The organism is Mycobacterium sp. 663a-19 (assembly GCF_035616495.1).
In the GTDB taxonomy this organism is placed as follows: domain Bacteria; phylum Actinomycetota; class Actinomycetes; order Mycobacteriales; family Mycobacteriaceae; genus Mycobacterium.
In genome coordinates, this window is the sequence record NZ_JAPJAV010000012.1 from 34,008 (window position 1) to 50,523 (window position 16,516).

The following is a 16,516-nucleotide window of genomic DNA, read 5'->3' on the forward strand; positions in this document are numbered from 1 at the left end:
ACTTTACGGCGCGAATTTAGGATCTGGCCATGCCCGCCCTCGCCCCGCCCGTCGCCGACGAACGCAGCGCCCTGCGCGAGTTCATGGCGTTCCACCAAAGCGCTTATTTCGCCGTCTCTTACGGCCTCACCGACGAACAGGCGCGGTCGGCGCCGTCGGTCAGCGCCCTTTCGATCGGCGGGCTGATCAAGCACGTCACCGCGATGCAACGCACCTGGATGGCCCGCGTCGCCGCCGCGCCGGGTGCGCCGCCGAAAGACCCGCGCCCGTTCGACGCGATCGCCAAGGAGTTCGGCGACCAGCATGTGATGCGCCCCGACGAAACCCTGGCCGGGCTGCTGAAGGCCTTCGAGGCACAGAACGCGACCGCGCTGCGGCTGGTGGAGACCGCGGACCTCGACGCCGCGGTGCCCGTTCCGCGGGACATCCCGTGGTTCCCTAAAAATCAGCCCGCGTGGTCGGTGCGCTGGGTGATCCTGCACGTGATCAACGAGCTGGCCCGGCACGCCGGGCACGCCGACATCGTCCGGGAATCCATCGACGGCGCCACGATGTACGAGTTGATCGCCGGGCTGGAGAACTGGGAGATCGAAGGCTGGGTGACGCCTTGGGGCAAGTCCTGACCCGCATCGGCCGCGCCAGCCGCCAGACCCCGCACGGCGCCGTCGACCTCTACTACGAGGACCTCGGCGACCCGGCCGCCCCGCCCGTGCTGCTGATCATGGGCCTGGGCGCCCAGCTGCCCATGTGGCCCGACGGGTTCTGCGCGCAACTCGTCGAATCCGGTTACCGCGTCATCCGATTCGACCACCGCGACATCGGGCTCTCGGCCAAGATGCACGGGCTGCGGGCCCCGGGCTCCGTGTACCGGCGGGTGGTCCGCTACGTGTTGGGCCGGCCGAGTCGCGTGCCGTACACCCTGATCGACATGACCGGCGACGTGGCGGCGCTGCTCGATCATCTGGGCATCGCCCGCGCCCACGTGGTGGGCGCCTCCATGGGCGGCATGATCGCGCAGATCCTGGCCGCCACCGAGCCGCACCGGGTGGCGTCGTTGGGCATCATCATGTCGTCGACCGGCAAGCCGCTGTCCGCGCTGCCGGCCTGGCGCGTCATCCGGCTGAGGTTCGACGCGCCCGCCAAGGACGCGCCGGGCGAGGAGAAGCTGGCCTACGAGGCGCGCAACATCGCCGTGTTCAACGGCCCCAACTTCCTGCCGCCCGAGGCCGAGCTTCGCGAGCGGGTCCGGCGGCTCGCGGAGCGCTGCAGCTACGAACCGGGCAGGCTGCGCCAGGTCGACGCCATGCTGGGCACCGGCAGCCTGCTCGGTTACAGCAAGGCGGTCAAAGCGCCGACGGTGGTGCTGCACGGTTCGGCCGACCCGATGGTCCGGCCGCGCAACGGGCGGGCGGTCGCCGCGGCCATCCCGGGCGCGCGTTTCGTCGTGGTCGACGGGATGGGACACGACCTTCCGGCGCCGGTCTGGCGGCCGATCGTCGAGGCGCTCACCGAGAACTTCGCGCTCGGACAGAGTCGCCGAAAGTGAAACTGTTGCGAATTTCCGGCCGAATTTTCGCAATAGCTGCACGCTCGGCGGACGGTCATAACCTGCGCGATTCGGTACGACCTGGCGGATTTGAGACACTGCTGGAATGAGTTCCACCAAACACCGCGACGTGGCCAGGCTCGACCGGGTGCCCTTGCCGGTCGAAGCGGCCCGGGTAGCAGCCACCGGTTGGCAGGTCACCCGCACCGCCGCTCGTGTCGTCACCAAGCTGCCGGGCAGGGGCCCGTGGCAGCAGAAGGTGATCAAACAGCTCCCGCAGACCTTCGCCGACCTGGGGCCGACCTACGTGAAGTTCGGGCAGATCATCGCGTCCAGCCCGGGGGCTTTCGGCGAGTCGCTGTCCCGCGAATTCCGCGGCCTGCTCGACCGGGTGCCGCCCGCCGACACCGACGAGGTGCACAGCCTGCTCGCCGAGGAGCTCGGCGGCCAGCCGTCGGAGCTGTTCGCCAGCTTCGAGGAGGAGCCGTTCGCGTCGGCGTCCATCGCCCAGGTGCACTACGCGACGCTGCACAGCGGCGAGGACGTCGTCGTCAAGATCCAGCGGCCCGGCATCCGCCGGCGGGTGGCCGCGGACCTGCAGATCCTGAAGCGCTTCGCGCAGGCCGTGGAGCTGGCCAAGCTGGGCCGCCGGCTGTCCGCCCAGGACGTCGTCGCCGACTTCTCCGACAACCTGGCCGAGGAGCTGGACTTCCGCCTCGAGGCGCAGTCGATGGAGGCCTGGGTGTCGCACCTGCACGCCTCACCGCTGGGCCGCAACATCCGGGTGCCGCAGGTGCACTGGAACTTCACCACCGACCGGGTGCTGACGATGGAGCGGGTGCACGGCATCCGCATCGACGACGCCGCGGCCATCCGCAAGGCCGGGTTCGACGGCACCGAGCTGGTCAAGGCGCTGCTGTTCAGCCTGTTCGAGGGCGGCCTGCGGCACGGGCTGTTCCACGGCGACCTGCACGCGGGCAACCTGTACGTCGACGACGAGGGCCGCATCGTGTTCTTCGACTTCGGGATCATGGGCCGCATCGATCCGCGCACCCGCTGGCTGCTGCGGGAATTGGTGTACGCCCTGCTGGTGAAGAAGGACCACGCCGCGGCCGGCAAGATCGTCGTGCTGATGGGCGCCGTGGGCACCATAAAGCCGGAGGCCCAGGCCGCCAAGGATCTGGAAAAGTTCGCCACCCCGCTGACCATGCAGACGCTGGGCGACATGTCCTACGCCGACATCGGCCGGCAGCTCTCGACCCTGGCCGACGCCTACGACGTCAAGCTGCCCCGCGAGCTGGTGCTGATCGGCAAGCAGTTCCTCTACGTCGAGCGGTACATGAAGCTGCTCGCCCCCCGGTGGCAGATGATGTCGGACCCGCAACTGACGGGGTACTTCGCGAACTTCATGGTCGAGGTCAGCCGCGAGCACCAGACCGACGTCGAAGTGTGATGGAGATCCGCGCCGGCGCCGCGACGGTCGTGGGTCCCGAGGGCGACCTGAAGCTGTACTACGAGGACATGGGCGACATCGCCGACCCGCCCGTGCTGCTGATCATGGGCCTGGGCGCTCAGCTGCTGCTGTGGCGAACCGCCTTCTGCGAGAAGCTCGTTGGTCAGGGCCTGCGGGTGATCCGTTACGACAACCGGGATGTCGGCCTGTCCAGCAAGACCGAGCACCGCAGCTCGGGGCAGCCGCTGATGACACGGATGGTCCGGTCCTGGCTCGGGCTGCGCAGCCGGGCGGCATACACGCTGGAGGACATGGCCGACGACGCCGCGGCCCTGCTGGACCACCTGGGCATCGAGCACGCCCACATCGTGGGGGCGTCGATGGGCGGCATGATCGCCCAGGTTTTCGCGGCGCGTTTCCCGGCGCGGACGAAAACGCTGGGAATCCTGTTCTCCAGCAACAACTCAGCGTTCCTGCCGCCGCCGGCTCCGCGCGCGTTGCTGGCGCTGCTCAAGGGCCCGGGGCCCGATGCGCCGCGCGAGGCGATCATCGACAACGCGGTGCGGGTCAGCAATGTCATCGGCAGCCCTCGCTACCGGGCGCCCGAGGAGCAGCTTCGCGCCGACGCCGCCGAGGGATATGACCGCAACTACTATCCGCAGGGCATCGCCCGTCATTTCGCCGCGGTCCTGGGCAGCGGCAGCCTGGCGCGCTACGACCGCCGCATCGTCGCCCCGACCGTGGTGATCCACGGCCGGTCCGACAAGCTGATGCGGCCCTTCGGTGGCCGGGCCGTTGCGCGAGCCATCGACGGCGCTCGGCTAGTCTTGTTCGAAGGCATGGGGCATGACCTGCCTCAGCAACTCTGGGATCGGCTGATCAGCGTGCTGACAAGCAACTTCGCCGAAGCCCGCTGAAGCCGGGGTCGGCCGCCATTAGGCTTTCGGTCTGAATTTCACACAAGTCTCACAGGCTTGTACGGTTGGCGCTGGGAGGTTTTTCTAGACGATGGCGAAGCTGAAGCCGTATTACGAAGAGTCGCAGGCAACCTACGACATTTCAGACGACTTCTTCGCGCTGTTCCTCGACCTCAACATGGTGTACACCTGCGCCTACTTCAAGAACGACGCCATGACGCTGGAAGAGGCGCAGCTCGCCAAGCTGGATCTGGGGCTGGACAAACTGAACCTCGAGCCGGGAATGACGCTGCTCGACGTCGGGTGCGGCTGGGGCGCCGCCGTCGTGCGCGCGCTGGAGAAATACGACGTGAACGTCATCGGCATCACGCTCAGCCGCAACCACTACGCGCGCACCAAGGCGAGGCTGGCCGCGATCCCGACGACGCGCCGGGCCGAGGCCCGGCTGCAGGGCTGGGAAGAGTTCGACGAGCACGTCGATCGGATCATCAGTTTCGAGGCCTTCGATGCGTTCAAAAAGGAGCGCTGGCCCGCGTTCTGGGATTGGGCGTACAAGGCCCTCCCCAATGACAGCCGGATGCTGATGCACAGCATATTCACGTATCCGCAGTCGCAATGGAAAGAGCGCGGCATCCCGATCACGATGTCGGATCTGCGTTTCTTCCACTTTCTCGGCACGGAGATCTTCCCCGGCGGGGGGATGTGCGGCGAACGCGACATCGTCGACTATTCACAGGCCAGCGGTTTCTCGATCGAGCAGATCCAATATCTGCAGCCGCACTACGCGCGGACCCTGGACACGTGGGCGGCCAACCTCGAGGCCAATCGCGAACGCGCCATCGCCATCCAGTCCGAAGAGGTCTACAACCGCTTCATGCGCTACCTGACCGGCTGCGCGGACCTTTTCCGCAAGGGCATCTCCAACGTGGCGCAGTACACGCTCACCAAGTAGCGGGCGAGGCAACATGGCCGGCAAGCTGACGCCGCACTTCGCCAACGTGCAGGCGCACTACGACCTGTCCGACGAGTTCTTCCGCCTCTTCCTGGACCCCACCCAGACCTACAGCTGTGCGTACTTCGAGCGCGACGACATGACGGTGGAAGAGGCCCAGCTCGCCAAGATCGACCTGGCGCTGGGCAAGCTGGGCCTGCAGCCGGGCATGACGCTGCTCGACGTCGGCTGCGGCTGGGGGGCCGCCATGCGTCGGGCCATCGAGAAGTACGACGTGAACGTCGTCGGCCTGACGTTGTCGAAGAACCAGGCCGCCCATGTGCAGAAGTCCTTCGACGAGATGGACAGCCCACGCAGCAAGCGGGTGTTGCTGAACGGCTGGGAACAGTTCGACGAGCCCGTCGACCGGATCGTGTCGATCGGCGCGTTCGAGCACTTCGGCCACGACCGCTACGACGACTTCTTCACCATGGCCCACACCGTCCTGCCCGCCGACGGCGTGATGCTGCTCCACACGATCACCGGGCTGACGGGACCACAGTGCATCGAACGCGGCATACCCCTGACGTTCGAGATGGCCCGCTTCATCAAGTTCATCGTGACCGAGATCTTCCCCGGCGGCCGGCTGCCGTCGATCGAGAAGGTCGGGGAGCACTCGTCGAAGGCGGGCTTCGAGTTGACCCGCCGTCAGTCGCTGCAGCCGCATTACGCGAGGACGCTCGACCTGTGGGCCGAGGCCCTCGAGGCGCACCGGGACGAGGCCGTCGCGATCCAGTCCGAAGAGGTCTACCAGCGGTACATGAAGTACCTGACCGGCTGCGCCCAGGCCTTCCGGATCGGCTATATCGACGTCAACCAGTTCACCCTGGAGAAGTAGCGCTCTTTTACAGAGTTGTGACAGGGCTCAAATCAACCCGTGTCTAAGGCGTGTGGGCGAGAAGTCTGGCAATCCACTAAGATTTCACGTGATCAAGTACGCCGTGGGGGCATCTGCCGACGTGCCAGTTGCCCAGGTTCCACGAAAGGAACGGTCTTCGTTGGACATGGACAATCTCGACGTCGTCGTGGTAGGCGCGGGTTTCGGCGGCATCGGCGCAGCCATCCAGCTCAAGCGGCTCGGATACGACAAGATCGCGATTCTCGATCGCGACGCCGACCTGGGCGGGACCTGGCACGTCAACACCTACCCGGGCCTGGCCGTCGACATCCCGGCCACCACCTATTCGTACTGGTTTGAGCCCAATCCGTACTGGTCCCGGTTGTTCCCGCCGGGCGCCGAGCTGCAGCAGTACGCCGAGAAGGTCGCCGACAAGTACGACGTGCGCCGCCACATGCGATTCAACACGACGGTCGAGTGTGCACGCTGGGACGAGGACGAGCGTGTGTGGCAGGTGACGCTGGCGGACGGCGGAAGCCTGACCACACGCTTCCTGATCTCCGCGACCGGGTTCCTGTCGCAGCCCAACACGCCGCAAATCCCCGGTATCGAGAGCTTCGCGGGCAAGATCATCCACACCACGGCCTGGGACCACGGCTACGACCTCGGCGGGCGGCGCGTCGGAATCATCGGAACCGGGGCGACCGCCGTGCAGTTGATTCCCAAGCTGGCCGCCAAAGCGGGCGAGCTGACCGTGTACCAGCGCACGCCAACCCATGTGGTGCCCAAGCTCGACTTCAAGATCCCGGTCTGGCTGCAACGGGTGTTCGCCCGGGTGCCGCTGGCACAACGAGCCTTACGCCTGGTGACCGACTTGTTTTTCGAAGTGGTTCTGGCCACCGCCCTGCACCACAAGGGACTTCGGCGGCTGGACATCGGGGCGTCGGATGTCGCCAAGATCAACCGGTTCATCTGGATCCGCGACAAGGAGTTGCGGCGCAAGCTCACTCCCGACTACGACTTCGGCTGCAAGCGGCCCACCTACTCCAACAGCTACTACCGCACCCTGACCAAGCCGCACGTGCATCTGGAGACCAACAGCATCGAGCGGATGGAGCCCGACGGCATCGTCACCGCCGACGGACACAAGACGGTTATCGACACGCTGGTGCTGGCCACCGGTTTCGACCTGTGGGAGGCCAACTTCCCCGCCTTCGAGGTGATCGGGCGCAGGGGCCGCAACCTGGGAAAGTGGTGGCGCGAGAACAGGTTTCAGGCGTACCAGGGCGTGTCCGTCCCCTACTTTCCCAACTACCTGGGCCTGGGCAGTCCGTACGCGTTTTCCGGCCTGTCGTTCTTCAACACCATCGAATACCAGATGCGACACATGGACCGGCTGTTCGGAGAGCTGCAGCGCAGGGGCGCGACCGAATTCGAGGTCACCGAGGAAGCAACTGCGGCCTTCAAGGATCGGATGACCAAGCTGGTCGGGAAGTCCCTGTTCGCCCTCGGCAATTGCGCCACATCGCGTTCTTACTACTTCAACCCCGATGGCGAGGCGGCACTGCTGCGGCCCACGTCGACCCGCAACGCGGTACGTGAGGGATCACGATTCCCGTTGACCGATTACCGCTTCCGCTGACGCGCGGGGCCGCGGGGTATCGTTGCACTTCGCACCAACCGACGATGCGTGCCTTTCGACAGGCCAGGCACTGAACATCATCCAGGAGAACAAGAAGAAAATGGCTGATCAACCGACTAGCCCGACGAAGACGCGGACGCGCTTCGAAGACATTCAGGCGCACTACGACGTCTCCGACGACTTCTTCGCCCTGTTCCAGGACCCCACCCGCACCTACAGCTGCGCCTACTTCGAGCCGCCGGACCTCACCCTCGAAGAGGCTCAGTACGCCAAGATCGACCTCAACCTGGACAAGCTCGACCTGAAGCCGGGCATGACCCTGCTCGACATCGGCTGCGGCTGGGGCACCACCATGAAGCGCGCCGTCGAGCGGTTCGACGTCAACGTCATCGGCCTGACGCTGTCCAAGAATCAGCACGCCCGCTGCGAGCAGGTGCTGGGGGCGCTGGACACGACCCGTTCCCGCCAGGTGCGGCTGCACGGCTGGGAGGATTTCAACGAGCCCGTCGACCGGATCGTGTCCATCGAGGCCTTCGAGCACTTCGGGCACGAGAACTACGACGACTTCTTCAAGCGGTGCTTCGACATCATGCCCGAGGACGGCAGGATGACCGTGCAGAGCAGCGTCAGCTACCACCCGTTCGAGATGGCGGCCCGCGGCAAGAAGCTGACTTTCGAGACGGCACGGTTCATCAAGTTCATCATCACCGAGATCTTCCCGGGGGGCCGGCTGCCGTCCACCGCCATGATGGTCGAGCACGGCGAGAAGGCGGGATTTATTGTCCCCGAACCACTTTCGCTGCGGCCGCACTACATCAAGACGCTGCACATCTGGGGCGACACGCTGGAGTCCAACAGAGAGAAGGCCATCGAGGTCACCTCCGAAGAGGTCTACAACCGCTACATGAAGTACCTGCGCGGCTGCGAGCACTACTTCACCGACGAGATGCTCGACGTCAGCCTGGTGACCTACCTCAAGCCGGGAGCCGCCGCCTGATTTCTGGGCGGGTGTCGGATCGGGGCTGCGCCGTTCGTCGAGTAGGTAGAGAGTGGAGCACAGGGCTTCGCTCGCGACCGGAGGTGACGAACATGCAGTATTTCGCGCTGTTGATCAGCAAGGAGCAGGACCGCACGCCCGACGATGCGTCAGCCGCGATGGCGGCATTCGAGCGCTTCCACGCCAAGGCCGGTTCGGCGATCAAGGGCGGTGACGCGCTGCGTCCCGCCGCGGCCGCGGCGGTCATCACGGGAGGCCCGGATGCGCCGACCGTCACCGACGGTCCCTTCGCCGAGTCGGCCGAGGTGGCGTGCGGCTACTACGTCTTCGAAGCGGAAAACCTCGACGAGGCGCTGGCGCTGGCGCGCGACGTGCCGGTCGCCGCATTCGGGGCGGTGGAACTGTGGCCGCTGGTCCATTCGATCGAGCCCTCCCGCAAGCCGACCGGGAACGACTGGCTGGCGCTCCTGCAGGAGCCGCCCGAATCCGCGCACACACCGGGCACCCCGGAGTGGGACGCGGTGGCGGCAAAGCACGCGGATCTGCACGCTGCCGCGGGCGATCACGTGATCGGCGGCGCCGCCCTGCACGACCGGTCCACCGCGACGACCGTGCGGGTGCGCGACGGCGAGGTCCTCATCACCGACGGGCCGTACGTGGAAGGCGCCGAGATCGCCACCGGCATCTACCTGTTGAGCGCCGCAGATCGCGACGAGGCCGTCAAGGTCGCATCGATGATCCCGGCTTCGACCGTGCAGCTGCGCCAGCTGGCGGGGGTCTCCGGCCTGTAGCGCATGGCCGACCTGGACGGCGTCTTTCGTCGGGAATGGGGCCCGGCCGTGGCCGCGCTGGCCCGGTGGTCGGGTGACCTCACCGTCGCCGAGGACGCCGTCCAGGAGGCCTGCGCCGAGGCGCTGCGCAGCTGGCCCCGCGACGGCGCGCCCGCCAACCCGAGCGGGTGGCTGCTCACCGTCGCCCGCAACCGCGCCCGGGATCGGTTGCGCCGCGAATCCGTGCGCCCCGGAAAGGAATTGGCGGCCGTGCTGGACGACATTCGGGCGCGCACCGATCGCACCGATCCGCACCCGGTCCGCGACGACGAGTTGCGGATGATGTTCACCTGTGCGCACCCGGCGCTGGACCGGCAGTCACAACTGGCGCTGACGCTGCGGCTGGTGTCGGGGCTGACCGTCGGCGAGATCGCCCGCGCGCTGTTGCAGACCGAAGCGGCCGTCGGCCAGCGAATCACGCGTGCCAAGAACAAGATTCGGCACGCCAACATCCCGCTGCGGGTGCCGCCGGCCGAGCTGCTTGCCGAGCGCACCCCGCACGTGCTCGGCTGCATCTACTCGGTGTTCACCGAGGGCTATTGGTCGACGGCGGGGCCCTCGGCGATTCGCGACGAGCTGTGCGACGAGGGGATCCGGCTGGCCGGGGAGCTGTGCGCGCTGATGCCCGACGAGCTGGAGGCGCACGCGTTGGCCGCCCTGATGCTGCTGCATGATTCGCGACGGGCGACCCGGGTGGACGACGCCGGCATGCTGGTGCCGCTGGAAGAGCAGGACCGTCGCCGGTGGGACCGGGGCCGGATCTCCCGCGGGCTGGCGCGTTTGCGAGCCGCGCATGGATCGACGGGCGCCTACCTGCCGCAGGCCGTGATCGCGGCGCTGCACGCGACGGCTCCGTCCTGGGAACAGACCGACTGGGTTGCGATCTGCGCCGCCTACGACCGGCTGTGGCGGATGACCGATTCCCCGGTGGTGGGCGCCAACCGCGCGCTGGCGATCGGCCTGCGCGACGGGCCCGCCGCCGGCCTGGCCGCGCTGGACAAGGTGGCGCACGATCCCCGGCTGGCCCGCTCCAATCTCGTCGCGACCGTGCGCGCCGATCTGCTGCGGCGCGCGGGACGGCCCGCCGAGGCCCTCACCTGGTACCGAACGGCGTTGGAGTCCAACGGTTCTGAGCCGGGCCGCGAATTCCTGCGGCGGCGCATCGCCGAGTGCGGCGGGTAACCTCTCCACGCCGAGCAGACGCGAAAGCACCTCATTTCGGCACGAAACGGGTGCTTTTGCGTCTGCTCGCGAGAGGACTCAGGCGTCGGCAAAGTTACGGGTGATCGACGGGTCGACCGGAATGCCCGGGCCCGTCGTCGTCGACACGGTGATCTTCTTCAGGTAGCGGCCCTTCGACGAGGACGGCTTGAGCCGCAGCACCTCGTCGATCGCGGCGCCGTAGTTCTCGGCGAGGTTCTTCTCGTCGAACGAGGCCTTGCCGATGACGAAGTGCAGGTTGGCCTGCTTGTCGATGCGGAAATTGATCTTGCCGCCCTTGATGTCGGCCACGGCCTTGGCGACGTCGGGGGTGACGGTGCCGGTCTTGGGGTTGGGCATCAGGCCGCGCGGACCGAGGATCCGGGCGATGCGCCCGACCTTGGCCATCTGGTCCGGGGTGGCGATCGCGGCGTCGAAGTCCAGAAAACCGCCCTGGATCTTCTCGATCAGGTCGTCGCTGCCGACGATGTCGGCGCCGGCGGCCTCGGCTTCGGCGGCCTTCTCGCCCACCGCGAACACCGCGACGCGGGCGGTCTTACCGGTGCCGTGCGGCAGGTTGACCGTGCCGCGGACCATCTGGTCCGCCTTGCGCGGGTCGACGCCGAGCCGGATCGCCACCTCGACCGTCGCGTCCTGCTTGGCCGACGACGTTTCCTTGGCGAGCTTGGCCGCCTGCAGCGGGGTGTAGAGGTTGTTGCGGTCCACCTTCCCGGCGGCGGCGCGGTATGCCTTGCTGTTCTTGCTCATTGAGATATCCAATCTGGTGTTGGGTCGTGGTCATCAAGCGGGCCGAAGCTGGCCCTCCCACGAATGCGGGACCCTACTCGACGGTGATCCCCATCGACCGGGCGGTGCCGGCGATGATCTTGGCGGCGGCGTCGATGTCGTTCGCGTTGAGGTCGGCCTTCTTGGTCTCGGCGATGTCGCGCACCTGATCCCAGCTGACCTTGGCGACCTTGTCCTTGTGCGGCTCCGCCGAGCCCTTGGCCACGCCGGCCGCCTTGAGCAGCAGCTTGGCGGCGGGCGGCGTCTTGAGCGTGAAGGTGAAGCTGCGGTCCTCGTAGACCGTGATCTCCACCGGGATGACGTTGCCGCGCTGGTTTTCCGTCGCGGCGTTGTACGCCTTGCAGAACTCCATGATGTTGACGCCGTGCTGGCCGAGCGCGGGCCCCACCGGCGGGGCCGGGTTGGCCTGTCCGGCCTGGATCTGCAGCTTGATCAGCCCGATGACTTTCTTCTTCGGGGCCATGAGACGTTGGTGTTCCTTTCTGGGGCTCTGGGGCCTGGGGTTAGATCTTGGAGACTTGGCCGAAGGTCAGTTCCACCGGCGTTTCGCGGCCGAAGATCGACACCAGCACCTTGAGCTTCTGCTGCTCGGCGTTGACCTCGCTGATGGTGGCCGGCAGCGTGGCAAACGGCCCGTCCATGACCGTCACCGACTCGCCCACCTCGTAGTCGACCTCGACGACCGGGCGCTCCAGGCCGCCCGCCTCGGCGGCGGCGGCGGTGGTGGCCGTGCCCTTGACGGCCTTCTTCGACGACCCCGGCGGCAGCAGGAACTTCACCACGTCGTCGAGCGACAGGGCCGACGGGCGCGACGTCGCCCCGACGAACCCGGTGACGCCGGGCGTGTTGCGCACCGCGGCCCAGGAATCGTCGGTCAGATCCATGCGCACCAGGATGTAGCCGGGCAGCACCTTGCGGTTGACCTGCTTGCGCTGGCCGTTCTTGATCTCGGTGACCTCCTCGGTGGGCACTTCCACCTGGAAGATGTAATCGCCGACGTCCAGGTTCTGCACCCGGGTTTCTAGGTTGGCCTTGACCTTGTTCTCGTACCCCGCGTAGGAGTGCACGACGTACCAGTCGCCGGGTTTGCTGCGCAGTTCCGCCTTGAGCGCTTCGGCCGGGTCGACCTCCTCGGGAGCCTCGGGAGCCTCGGCCTCGCGGGCCTCGGCTTCCGGAGCCTCAGCCTCTGGGGCCTCGGCCTCGGGGGTCTCGGTGACCTCGGTGCGCTCTTCCACGTCGACCGCTTCACCCGCGGACGCGTCACCGTCGAAGGCAGTCACGGTTCTCAGTCCTTCCTGTCACTCACTCAGCCGAACACCAACAGGACCAGCTTGGTCAGGCCGAAGTCGGCGAGACCTACCAGCGCCACCATGAAGGCCAGAAACGCCAGCACCACCGAGGTGTAGGTGAGCATCTGCTTGCGGTTGGGCCAGATCACCTTCCGCATCTCGGCAACCACCTGCTTGAGGTAGTTGTAGACGAACACGAACGGGTTGGCCGAACGGTCGGCGGGTTTCTTCGGTTTTCTGGCCTGCTTGCCGGCCTTCTTGGATGTCCGGGCCTTCTTGGTCTTCTCCTCCGCGGCGACCTCGGCCTCGTCCGGCGACTCGATGTCGACGTCTTCGTCGGCGTCGGCCACCCGCTGCCGGGACCGCTTGCCGGTAGGACGCTGCGGCCGCGCAGGCTTGGTCACCACGGCCGTCCGACCACCGCTGGCGCGGGCGTCGTCGGTTTCGCCGCCGTCGCTTGCGGCGTCGTTGGCGGCCTCGATGCCCTCGTCGCTCACCGCATGCTCCTTCGCTCGTCGGCCTTCAGTGTCCAGCATGGCACGATTCCCATGGTCCGACTCCTCCTCAGGCCGTTCCGGCCTGCATCGTCGTCGGACGCCGGCCGTCAGCAGGGGCGACAGGACTTGAACCTGCAACCTGCGGTTTTGGAGACCGCTGCTCTGCCATTTGAGCTACGCCCCTTCGCGGTTGGCAGGCCAACCTGCGCTTACCTACCCGGGCCCACATGACACGCGCGCTCTCCGTTCGGTGATCGCCGAACCGACGGACAGCGCGCTGTAATGGGAAAACCCCGACGCCCGAGTGTACTAGATTCCCCATAAGCGCAGGAAATCCGGAATTACGCCGTCCGCACGACCTGCCCGGACTCGGCGTCCCATCGCAGGTTCGCCGACCCGTCGCTGTACTGGCTCATCAGGGTGGTGTAGGCCTCCAGAACCACCTCGCCGTCGTCGGTGGTGCAGACGTTCTTGGTGACGACGATGTCGGCGCCGAACCGCTCGTCCACCGACTGGATGTCCATCCGGGCCCACAGCTTGTCGCCGGCCTTGATCGGTCGGCGGAAGACGAAGCGCTGGTCGACCTGGACGATCACCATCGTCTCCATGCCGATGTCGACGTGCCGGAAGAAATCGAGCTGGACCAGCTTGGCGAAGATGGTCGCGAAGGTCGGCGGTGCCAGGATCGCGTCGTAGCCGAGTTCGGCCGCCGCCTCCTCGTCGAAGTGAGCCGGGTCGCGGTTCTTGATGGACTGCGCAAACTGGCGAACCTGCTCGCGGCCCACGACGAAATAGTCGGGGTACCGCCAGATCATTCCGCGGATATCGGTCTTGAGCGCCATGGGCCTACGCGAGTGTCGCGGACGCGATGGCCCTGCCGAAGATCTTCTTGCCGCCGGTGGTGGCCGTGAGCGCGATGGTCACGGACTTGGTTTCCGGGTCGATGGACTTCACCCGGCCGTTGAAGACCAGCTCGGCGCCCTTGCCGTCGTTGGGCACCGGCACCGGCGCGGTGAACCGCACGTTGTACTCGGTGACCGCGCCCGGGTCACCGATCCACGAGGTGACGTAGCCGCCGCCGATACCCATGGTGAGCATGCCGTGCGCGATCGCGGTGTCCAGGCCGACGACCTTGGCGATCTCGTCGTCCCAGTGGATCGGATTCAAGTCGCCCGAGACGCCCGCGTAGTTCACCAGGTCCTGGCGCGTCAGCGGGTAGGTCCTTTCGGGGAGCCGGTCACCCAGCTTCACCGAGCTGAACTCACGCAGTGGCATCAGAAAATCCCTCTTCTCCATCCTCGTTGGCACGGCCCGCAAGGGTCGTGTAGGTCTCCTGCACGACGTCACCGGCGTCGTCGGTGACGATGTTCTTGGTCACGATGATCTGGGTGCCATGCGACTGGCGGACCGAGTCGACATACACGTCGCAGTACAGCTTGTCGCCGTCGACGATCGGTTTCCGGTATTTCAGCACCTGGTCGACCTGGACGATCTGCGCGTCCTCGACCGCGATGTTCGCATAGTCGAAAAACGCCGTCTGCGCCTTGTAGCCGAACACGCAGATGAACGTCAGCGGGGCCAGCAAACCCTTATAGCCCAGCTCGGCGGCCGCGTCCTCGTCGAAGAACGCCGTGTTGTCGTTCTGCACGGCCACGGCGTATTCGCGGATCTTCTCCCGCTCCACCTCGTAATGGTCGGGATAGCGAAAGTGCATCCCGACGATGTTTCCGCGCAACCCCACTGGTCTCGAACCTAGCGGGTCTCGCGGTGCGCCTGATGCTTGCCGCAGTTCGGGCAGAACTTCTTCAGCTCCATCCGGTCGGGATCGTTGCGGCGGTTCTTCTTGGTGATGTAGTTCCGGTGCTTGCACACCTCGCATGCCAAGGTGATCTTCGGCCGCACGTCGGTACTGGAAGCCATGACGGTTCTCTCTCGGTTCCTTCTCGCGGTTCTCGCCGCGCTGCGTTGTTGTGTTGTAGCGATGGCCGGACTCGAACCGGCGACCTAACGATTATGAGTCGTTCGCTCTAACCGACTGAGCTACATCGCCTCTGTCCACCCCTTTGGGGTCGGGGCCGCCAGCCTGCTCGGCGTCCGCCGAGCCCCCTAACGGAATCGAACCGTTGACCTTTTCCTTACCATGGAAACGCTCTACCGACTGAGCTAAGGGGGCCTTTAGCCCGAAGCGACCAGTCGTCCCGCGGGCCTAAAAGAGGGTACAGCCTGGGGCGCAACGGCACCAAACCACAGCAGCGGCCCGAGGTTGCGGGTGAAAGGCGTCTACCGGGCGTCGCTGCGGCGGGGTTCCCACGCGCTGAGGTCGCTGAACTCGTCGTAGTCGCCGTCGTGCTGGTCACCGGACGCGTCACCGGCCTCTCCGAGCAGGGTCCGCAGCGCAAGGTGGACGGCCTCGCGCGCGTCGGCGAGGTGGTACCGACGGATGGCCTCTTGGACCAGGTCGTCGTCGATCTCGATCTCGACCTTCTTCCGCATGCGCTAACGATACCCAGCGCAGACGGGTTGAACCCCGGTTGCCGTCGCTTGCCCGCCGAAGTGTGTCGCGCGGCCCGGCGGCGCCCACATGCAGCGTCGTCGCCGCGGGTCATAGTCTGGTGGCGTGTCAGATTCGTCCGAGGACCGGCTGTACTTCCGCCAACTGCTTTCCGGTCGCGATTTCGCCGCCGGGGACATGTTTGCGACACAAATGCGCAATTTCGCCTACCTGATCGGTGACCGTCAGACCGGGGACTGCGTGGTGGTCGACCCGGCATATGCCGCGGGTGATCTGCTCGACGCGCTCGAGGCCGACGGCATGCACCTGTCGGGGGTGCTGGTGACCCACCACCACCCCGATCACGTGGGCGGGAACATGATGGGCTTCGAGCTCAAGGGGCTGGCGGAGCTGCTGGAGCGGGTCAGCGTGCCGGTGCACGTGAATACCCATGAGGCGCTTTGGGTTTCGCGGGTAACCGGGATCGGGCTGGGCGACCTCACCACCCATGGACACCGCGACAAGATCAACATCGGCGACATCGAGATCGAGCTGCTGCACACACCGGGTCACACACCCGGCAGCCAGTGTTTCCTGCTCGACGGCCGGCTAGTCGCGGGTGACACGCTGTTCCTGGACGGCTGCGGGCGCACCGACTTTCCGGGAGGCGACTCCGACGAGATGTATCGCAGTCTGCAGCAGCTCGCCGCGCTGCCCGGTGATCCGATAGTGTTTCCCGGGCACTGGTATTCGGTCGACTCCAGCGCGTCGCTGTCGGAAGTCAAGCGCTCCAACTATGTGTATCGGGCCGCCAACCTCGATCAGTGGCGAATGTTGATGGGCGGCTGAGTGACTCGGCCACCGTTTCATTGTGATTCGGAGTGGCGATTCGGAGTGGCGATTCGGAGTGGCGATTCGGAGTGCGGCGTGATTTTGAGTTCTGCGGTATTCGCCCGGCGCCTCTACTATCGGTTCAGCGAAATTTCGTGCGAAAGATCGCTGTGATATAAGCGGAGGG

General features: G+C 66.3%; 20 protein-coding genes and 3 tRNA genes. 11 read left to right on the plus strand and 12 right to left on the minus strand.

All coding sequences use genetic code 11. The features are described 5' to 3' along the window. The first annotated feature begins 29 nt into the window (after positions 1-29). From OQ968_RS19950 to OQ968_RS19995, 10 genes are all read left to right on the plus strand, one after another. Positions 30-623 (plus strand): DinB family protein, encoded by a 594-nt coding sequence (locus OQ968_RS19950; RefSeq protein WP_324681004.1) that lies wholly within the window; start codon positions 30-32, stop codon positions 621-623. After that, positions 608-1,546: an alpha/beta fold hydrolase gene (locus tag OQ968_RS19955; RefSeq protein WP_324681005.1), complete on the plus strand. Its 939-nt coding sequence runs from the start codon at positions 608-610 to the stop codon at positions 1,544-1,546. Before OQ968_RS19950 ends, OQ968_RS19955 begins: the two co-directional genes overlap by 16 nt. 106 nt (positions 1,547-1,652) lie before the next feature. Next, the gene (locus OQ968_RS19960; protein ID WP_324681006.1) at positions 1,653-2,999 is read left to right on the plus strand and encodes an AarF/ABC1/UbiB kinase family protein; all 1,347 of its coding nucleotides are present in this window, start codon (positions 1,653-1,655) and stop codon (positions 2,997-2,999) included. Next, positions 2,999-3,916, plus strand: a complete 918-nt coding sequence (locus OQ968_RS19965; RefSeq protein ID WP_324681007.1) for an alpha/beta hydrolase — start codon at positions 2,999-3,001, stop codon at positions 3,914-3,916. The genes OQ968_RS19960 and OQ968_RS19965 overlap by 1 nt, the downstream gene beginning before the upstream one ends. A gap of 91 nt (positions 3,917-4,007) precedes the next feature. After that, positions 4,008-4,868, plus strand: coding sequence for a cyclopropane mycolic acid synthase family methyltransferase (locus tag OQ968_RS19970; protein ID WP_324681008.1), 861 nt, complete (start codon positions 4,008-4,010; stop codon positions 4,866-4,868). Between the two features lie 13 nt (positions 4,869-4,881). Further along, positions 4,882-5,745 (plus strand): cyclopropane mycolic acid synthase family methyltransferase, encoded by an 864-nt coding sequence (locus tag OQ968_RS19975; RefSeq protein WP_324681009.1) that lies wholly within the window; start codon positions 4,882-4,884, stop codon positions 5,743-5,745. Between the two features lie 166 nt (positions 5,746-5,911). After that, positions 5,912-7,387, plus strand: coding sequence for an NAD(P)/FAD-dependent oxidoreductase (locus OQ968_RS19980; protein ID WP_324681010.1), 1,476 nt, complete (start codon positions 5,912-5,914; stop codon positions 7,385-7,387). 100 nt (positions 7,388-7,487) lie between these two features. Beyond that, positions 7,488-8,384 carry a hydroxymycolate synthase MmaA4 gene (gene mmaA4, locus OQ968_RS19985; protein ID WP_324681011.1) on the plus strand — a complete coding sequence of 299 codons (897 nt, stop codon included), beginning with the start codon at positions 7,488-7,490 and terminating at the stop codon, positions 8,382-8,384. 92 nt (positions 8,385-8,476) lie between these two features. Beyond that, positions 8,477-9,175 (plus strand): YciI family protein, encoded by a 699-nt coding sequence (locus tag OQ968_RS19990; RefSeq protein WP_324681012.1) that lies wholly within the window; start codon positions 8,477-8,479, stop codon positions 9,173-9,175. A 3-nt stretch (positions 9,176-9,178) separates the two neighbouring features. Then, positions 9,179-10,396: an RNA polymerase sigma factor gene (locus OQ968_RS19995; RefSeq protein WP_324681013.1), complete on the plus strand. Its 1,218-nt coding sequence runs from the start codon at positions 9,179-9,181 to the stop codon at positions 10,394-10,396. A 78-nt stretch (positions 10,397-10,474) separates the two neighbouring features. Here the strand turns inward: OQ968_RS19995 and rplA are convergent, their stop codons facing one another. The 12 genes from rplA to OQ968_RS20055 form a co-directional block, all read right to left on the minus strand. Next, on the minus strand, positions 10,475-11,182 hold the full coding sequence (gene rplA / locus OQ968_RS20000; protein ID WP_324681014.1) for a 50S ribosomal protein L1: 708 nt from the start codon (positions 11,180-11,182) through the stop codon (positions 10,475-10,477). 73 nt (positions 11,183-11,255) lie between these two features. After that, positions 11,256-11,684 (minus strand): 50S ribosomal protein L11, encoded by a 429-nt coding sequence (gene rplK / locus OQ968_RS20005; RefSeq protein WP_324681015.1) that lies wholly within the window; start codon positions 11,682-11,684, stop codon positions 11,256-11,258. A 40-nt stretch (positions 11,685-11,724) separates the two neighbouring features. After that, complete coding sequence (gene nusG / locus OQ968_RS20010) at positions 11,725-12,501, minus strand: transcription termination/antitermination protein NusG (RefSeq protein WP_324681016.1); 777 nt, start codon at positions 12,499-12,501, stop codon at positions 11,725-11,727. A gap of 26 nt (positions 12,502-12,527) precedes the next feature. After that, entirely contained in the window at positions 12,528-13,007 is a 480-nt protein-coding gene (gene secE, locus OQ968_RS20015) for a preprotein translocase subunit SecE (RefSeq protein WP_324681017.1), read from the minus strand. 111 nt (positions 13,008-13,118) lie between these two features. Next, positions 13,119-13,191, minus strand: a tRNA-Trp gene (locus OQ968_RS20020). Between the two features lie 157 nt (positions 13,192-13,348). Next, the gene (gene hadC / locus OQ968_RS20025; protein ID WP_324681018.1) at positions 13,349-13,849 is read right to left on the minus strand and encodes a (3R)-hydroxyacyl-ACP dehydratase subunit HadC; all 501 of its coding nucleotides are present in this window, start codon (positions 13,847-13,849) and stop codon (positions 13,349-13,351) included. Between the two features lie 4 nt (positions 13,850-13,853). Further along, positions 13,854-14,282 (minus strand): (3R)-hydroxyacyl-ACP dehydratase subunit HadB, encoded by a 429-nt coding sequence (hadB, locus tag OQ968_RS20030; protein WP_324681019.1) that lies wholly within the window; start codon positions 14,280-14,282, stop codon positions 13,854-13,856. Then, the gene (hadA, locus tag OQ968_RS20035; protein WP_420715966.1) at positions 14,269-14,721 is read right to left on the minus strand and encodes a (3R)-hydroxyacyl-ACP dehydratase subunit HadA; all 453 of its coding nucleotides are present in this window, start codon (positions 14,719-14,721) and stop codon (positions 14,269-14,271) included. Before hadA ends, hadB begins: the two co-directional genes overlap by 14 nt. 38 nt (positions 14,722-14,759) lie before the next feature. Then, positions 14,760-14,927 carry a 50S ribosomal protein L33 gene (gene rpmG / locus OQ968_RS20040; protein WP_007167776.1) on the minus strand — a complete coding sequence of 56 codons (168 nt, stop codon included), beginning with the start codon at positions 14,925-14,927 and terminating at the stop codon, positions 14,760-14,762. Between the two features lie 56 nt (positions 14,928-14,983). Further along, positions 14,984-15,057 (minus strand) — tRNA-Met (locus OQ968_RS20045). A gap of 50 nt (positions 15,058-15,107) precedes the next feature. Next, positions 15,108-15,180, minus strand: a tRNA-Thr gene (locus tag OQ968_RS20050). A gap of 107 nt (positions 15,181-15,287) precedes the next feature. Beyond that, entirely contained in the window at positions 15,288-15,500 is a 213-nt protein-coding gene (locus tag OQ968_RS20055) for a type II toxin-antitoxin system VapB family antitoxin (protein WP_324681021.1), read from the minus strand. Positions 15,501-15,624: 124 nt separating this feature from the next. On the opposite strand from OQ968_RS20055, the gene OQ968_RS20060 reads away from it, so the two are divergent. Continuing rightward, on the plus strand, positions 15,625-16,347 hold the full coding sequence (locus tag OQ968_RS20060; RefSeq protein ID WP_324681022.1) for an MBL fold metallo-hydrolase: 723 nt from the start codon (positions 15,625-15,627) through the stop codon (positions 16,345-16,347). Positions 16,348-16,516: the final 169 nt, after the last annotated feature.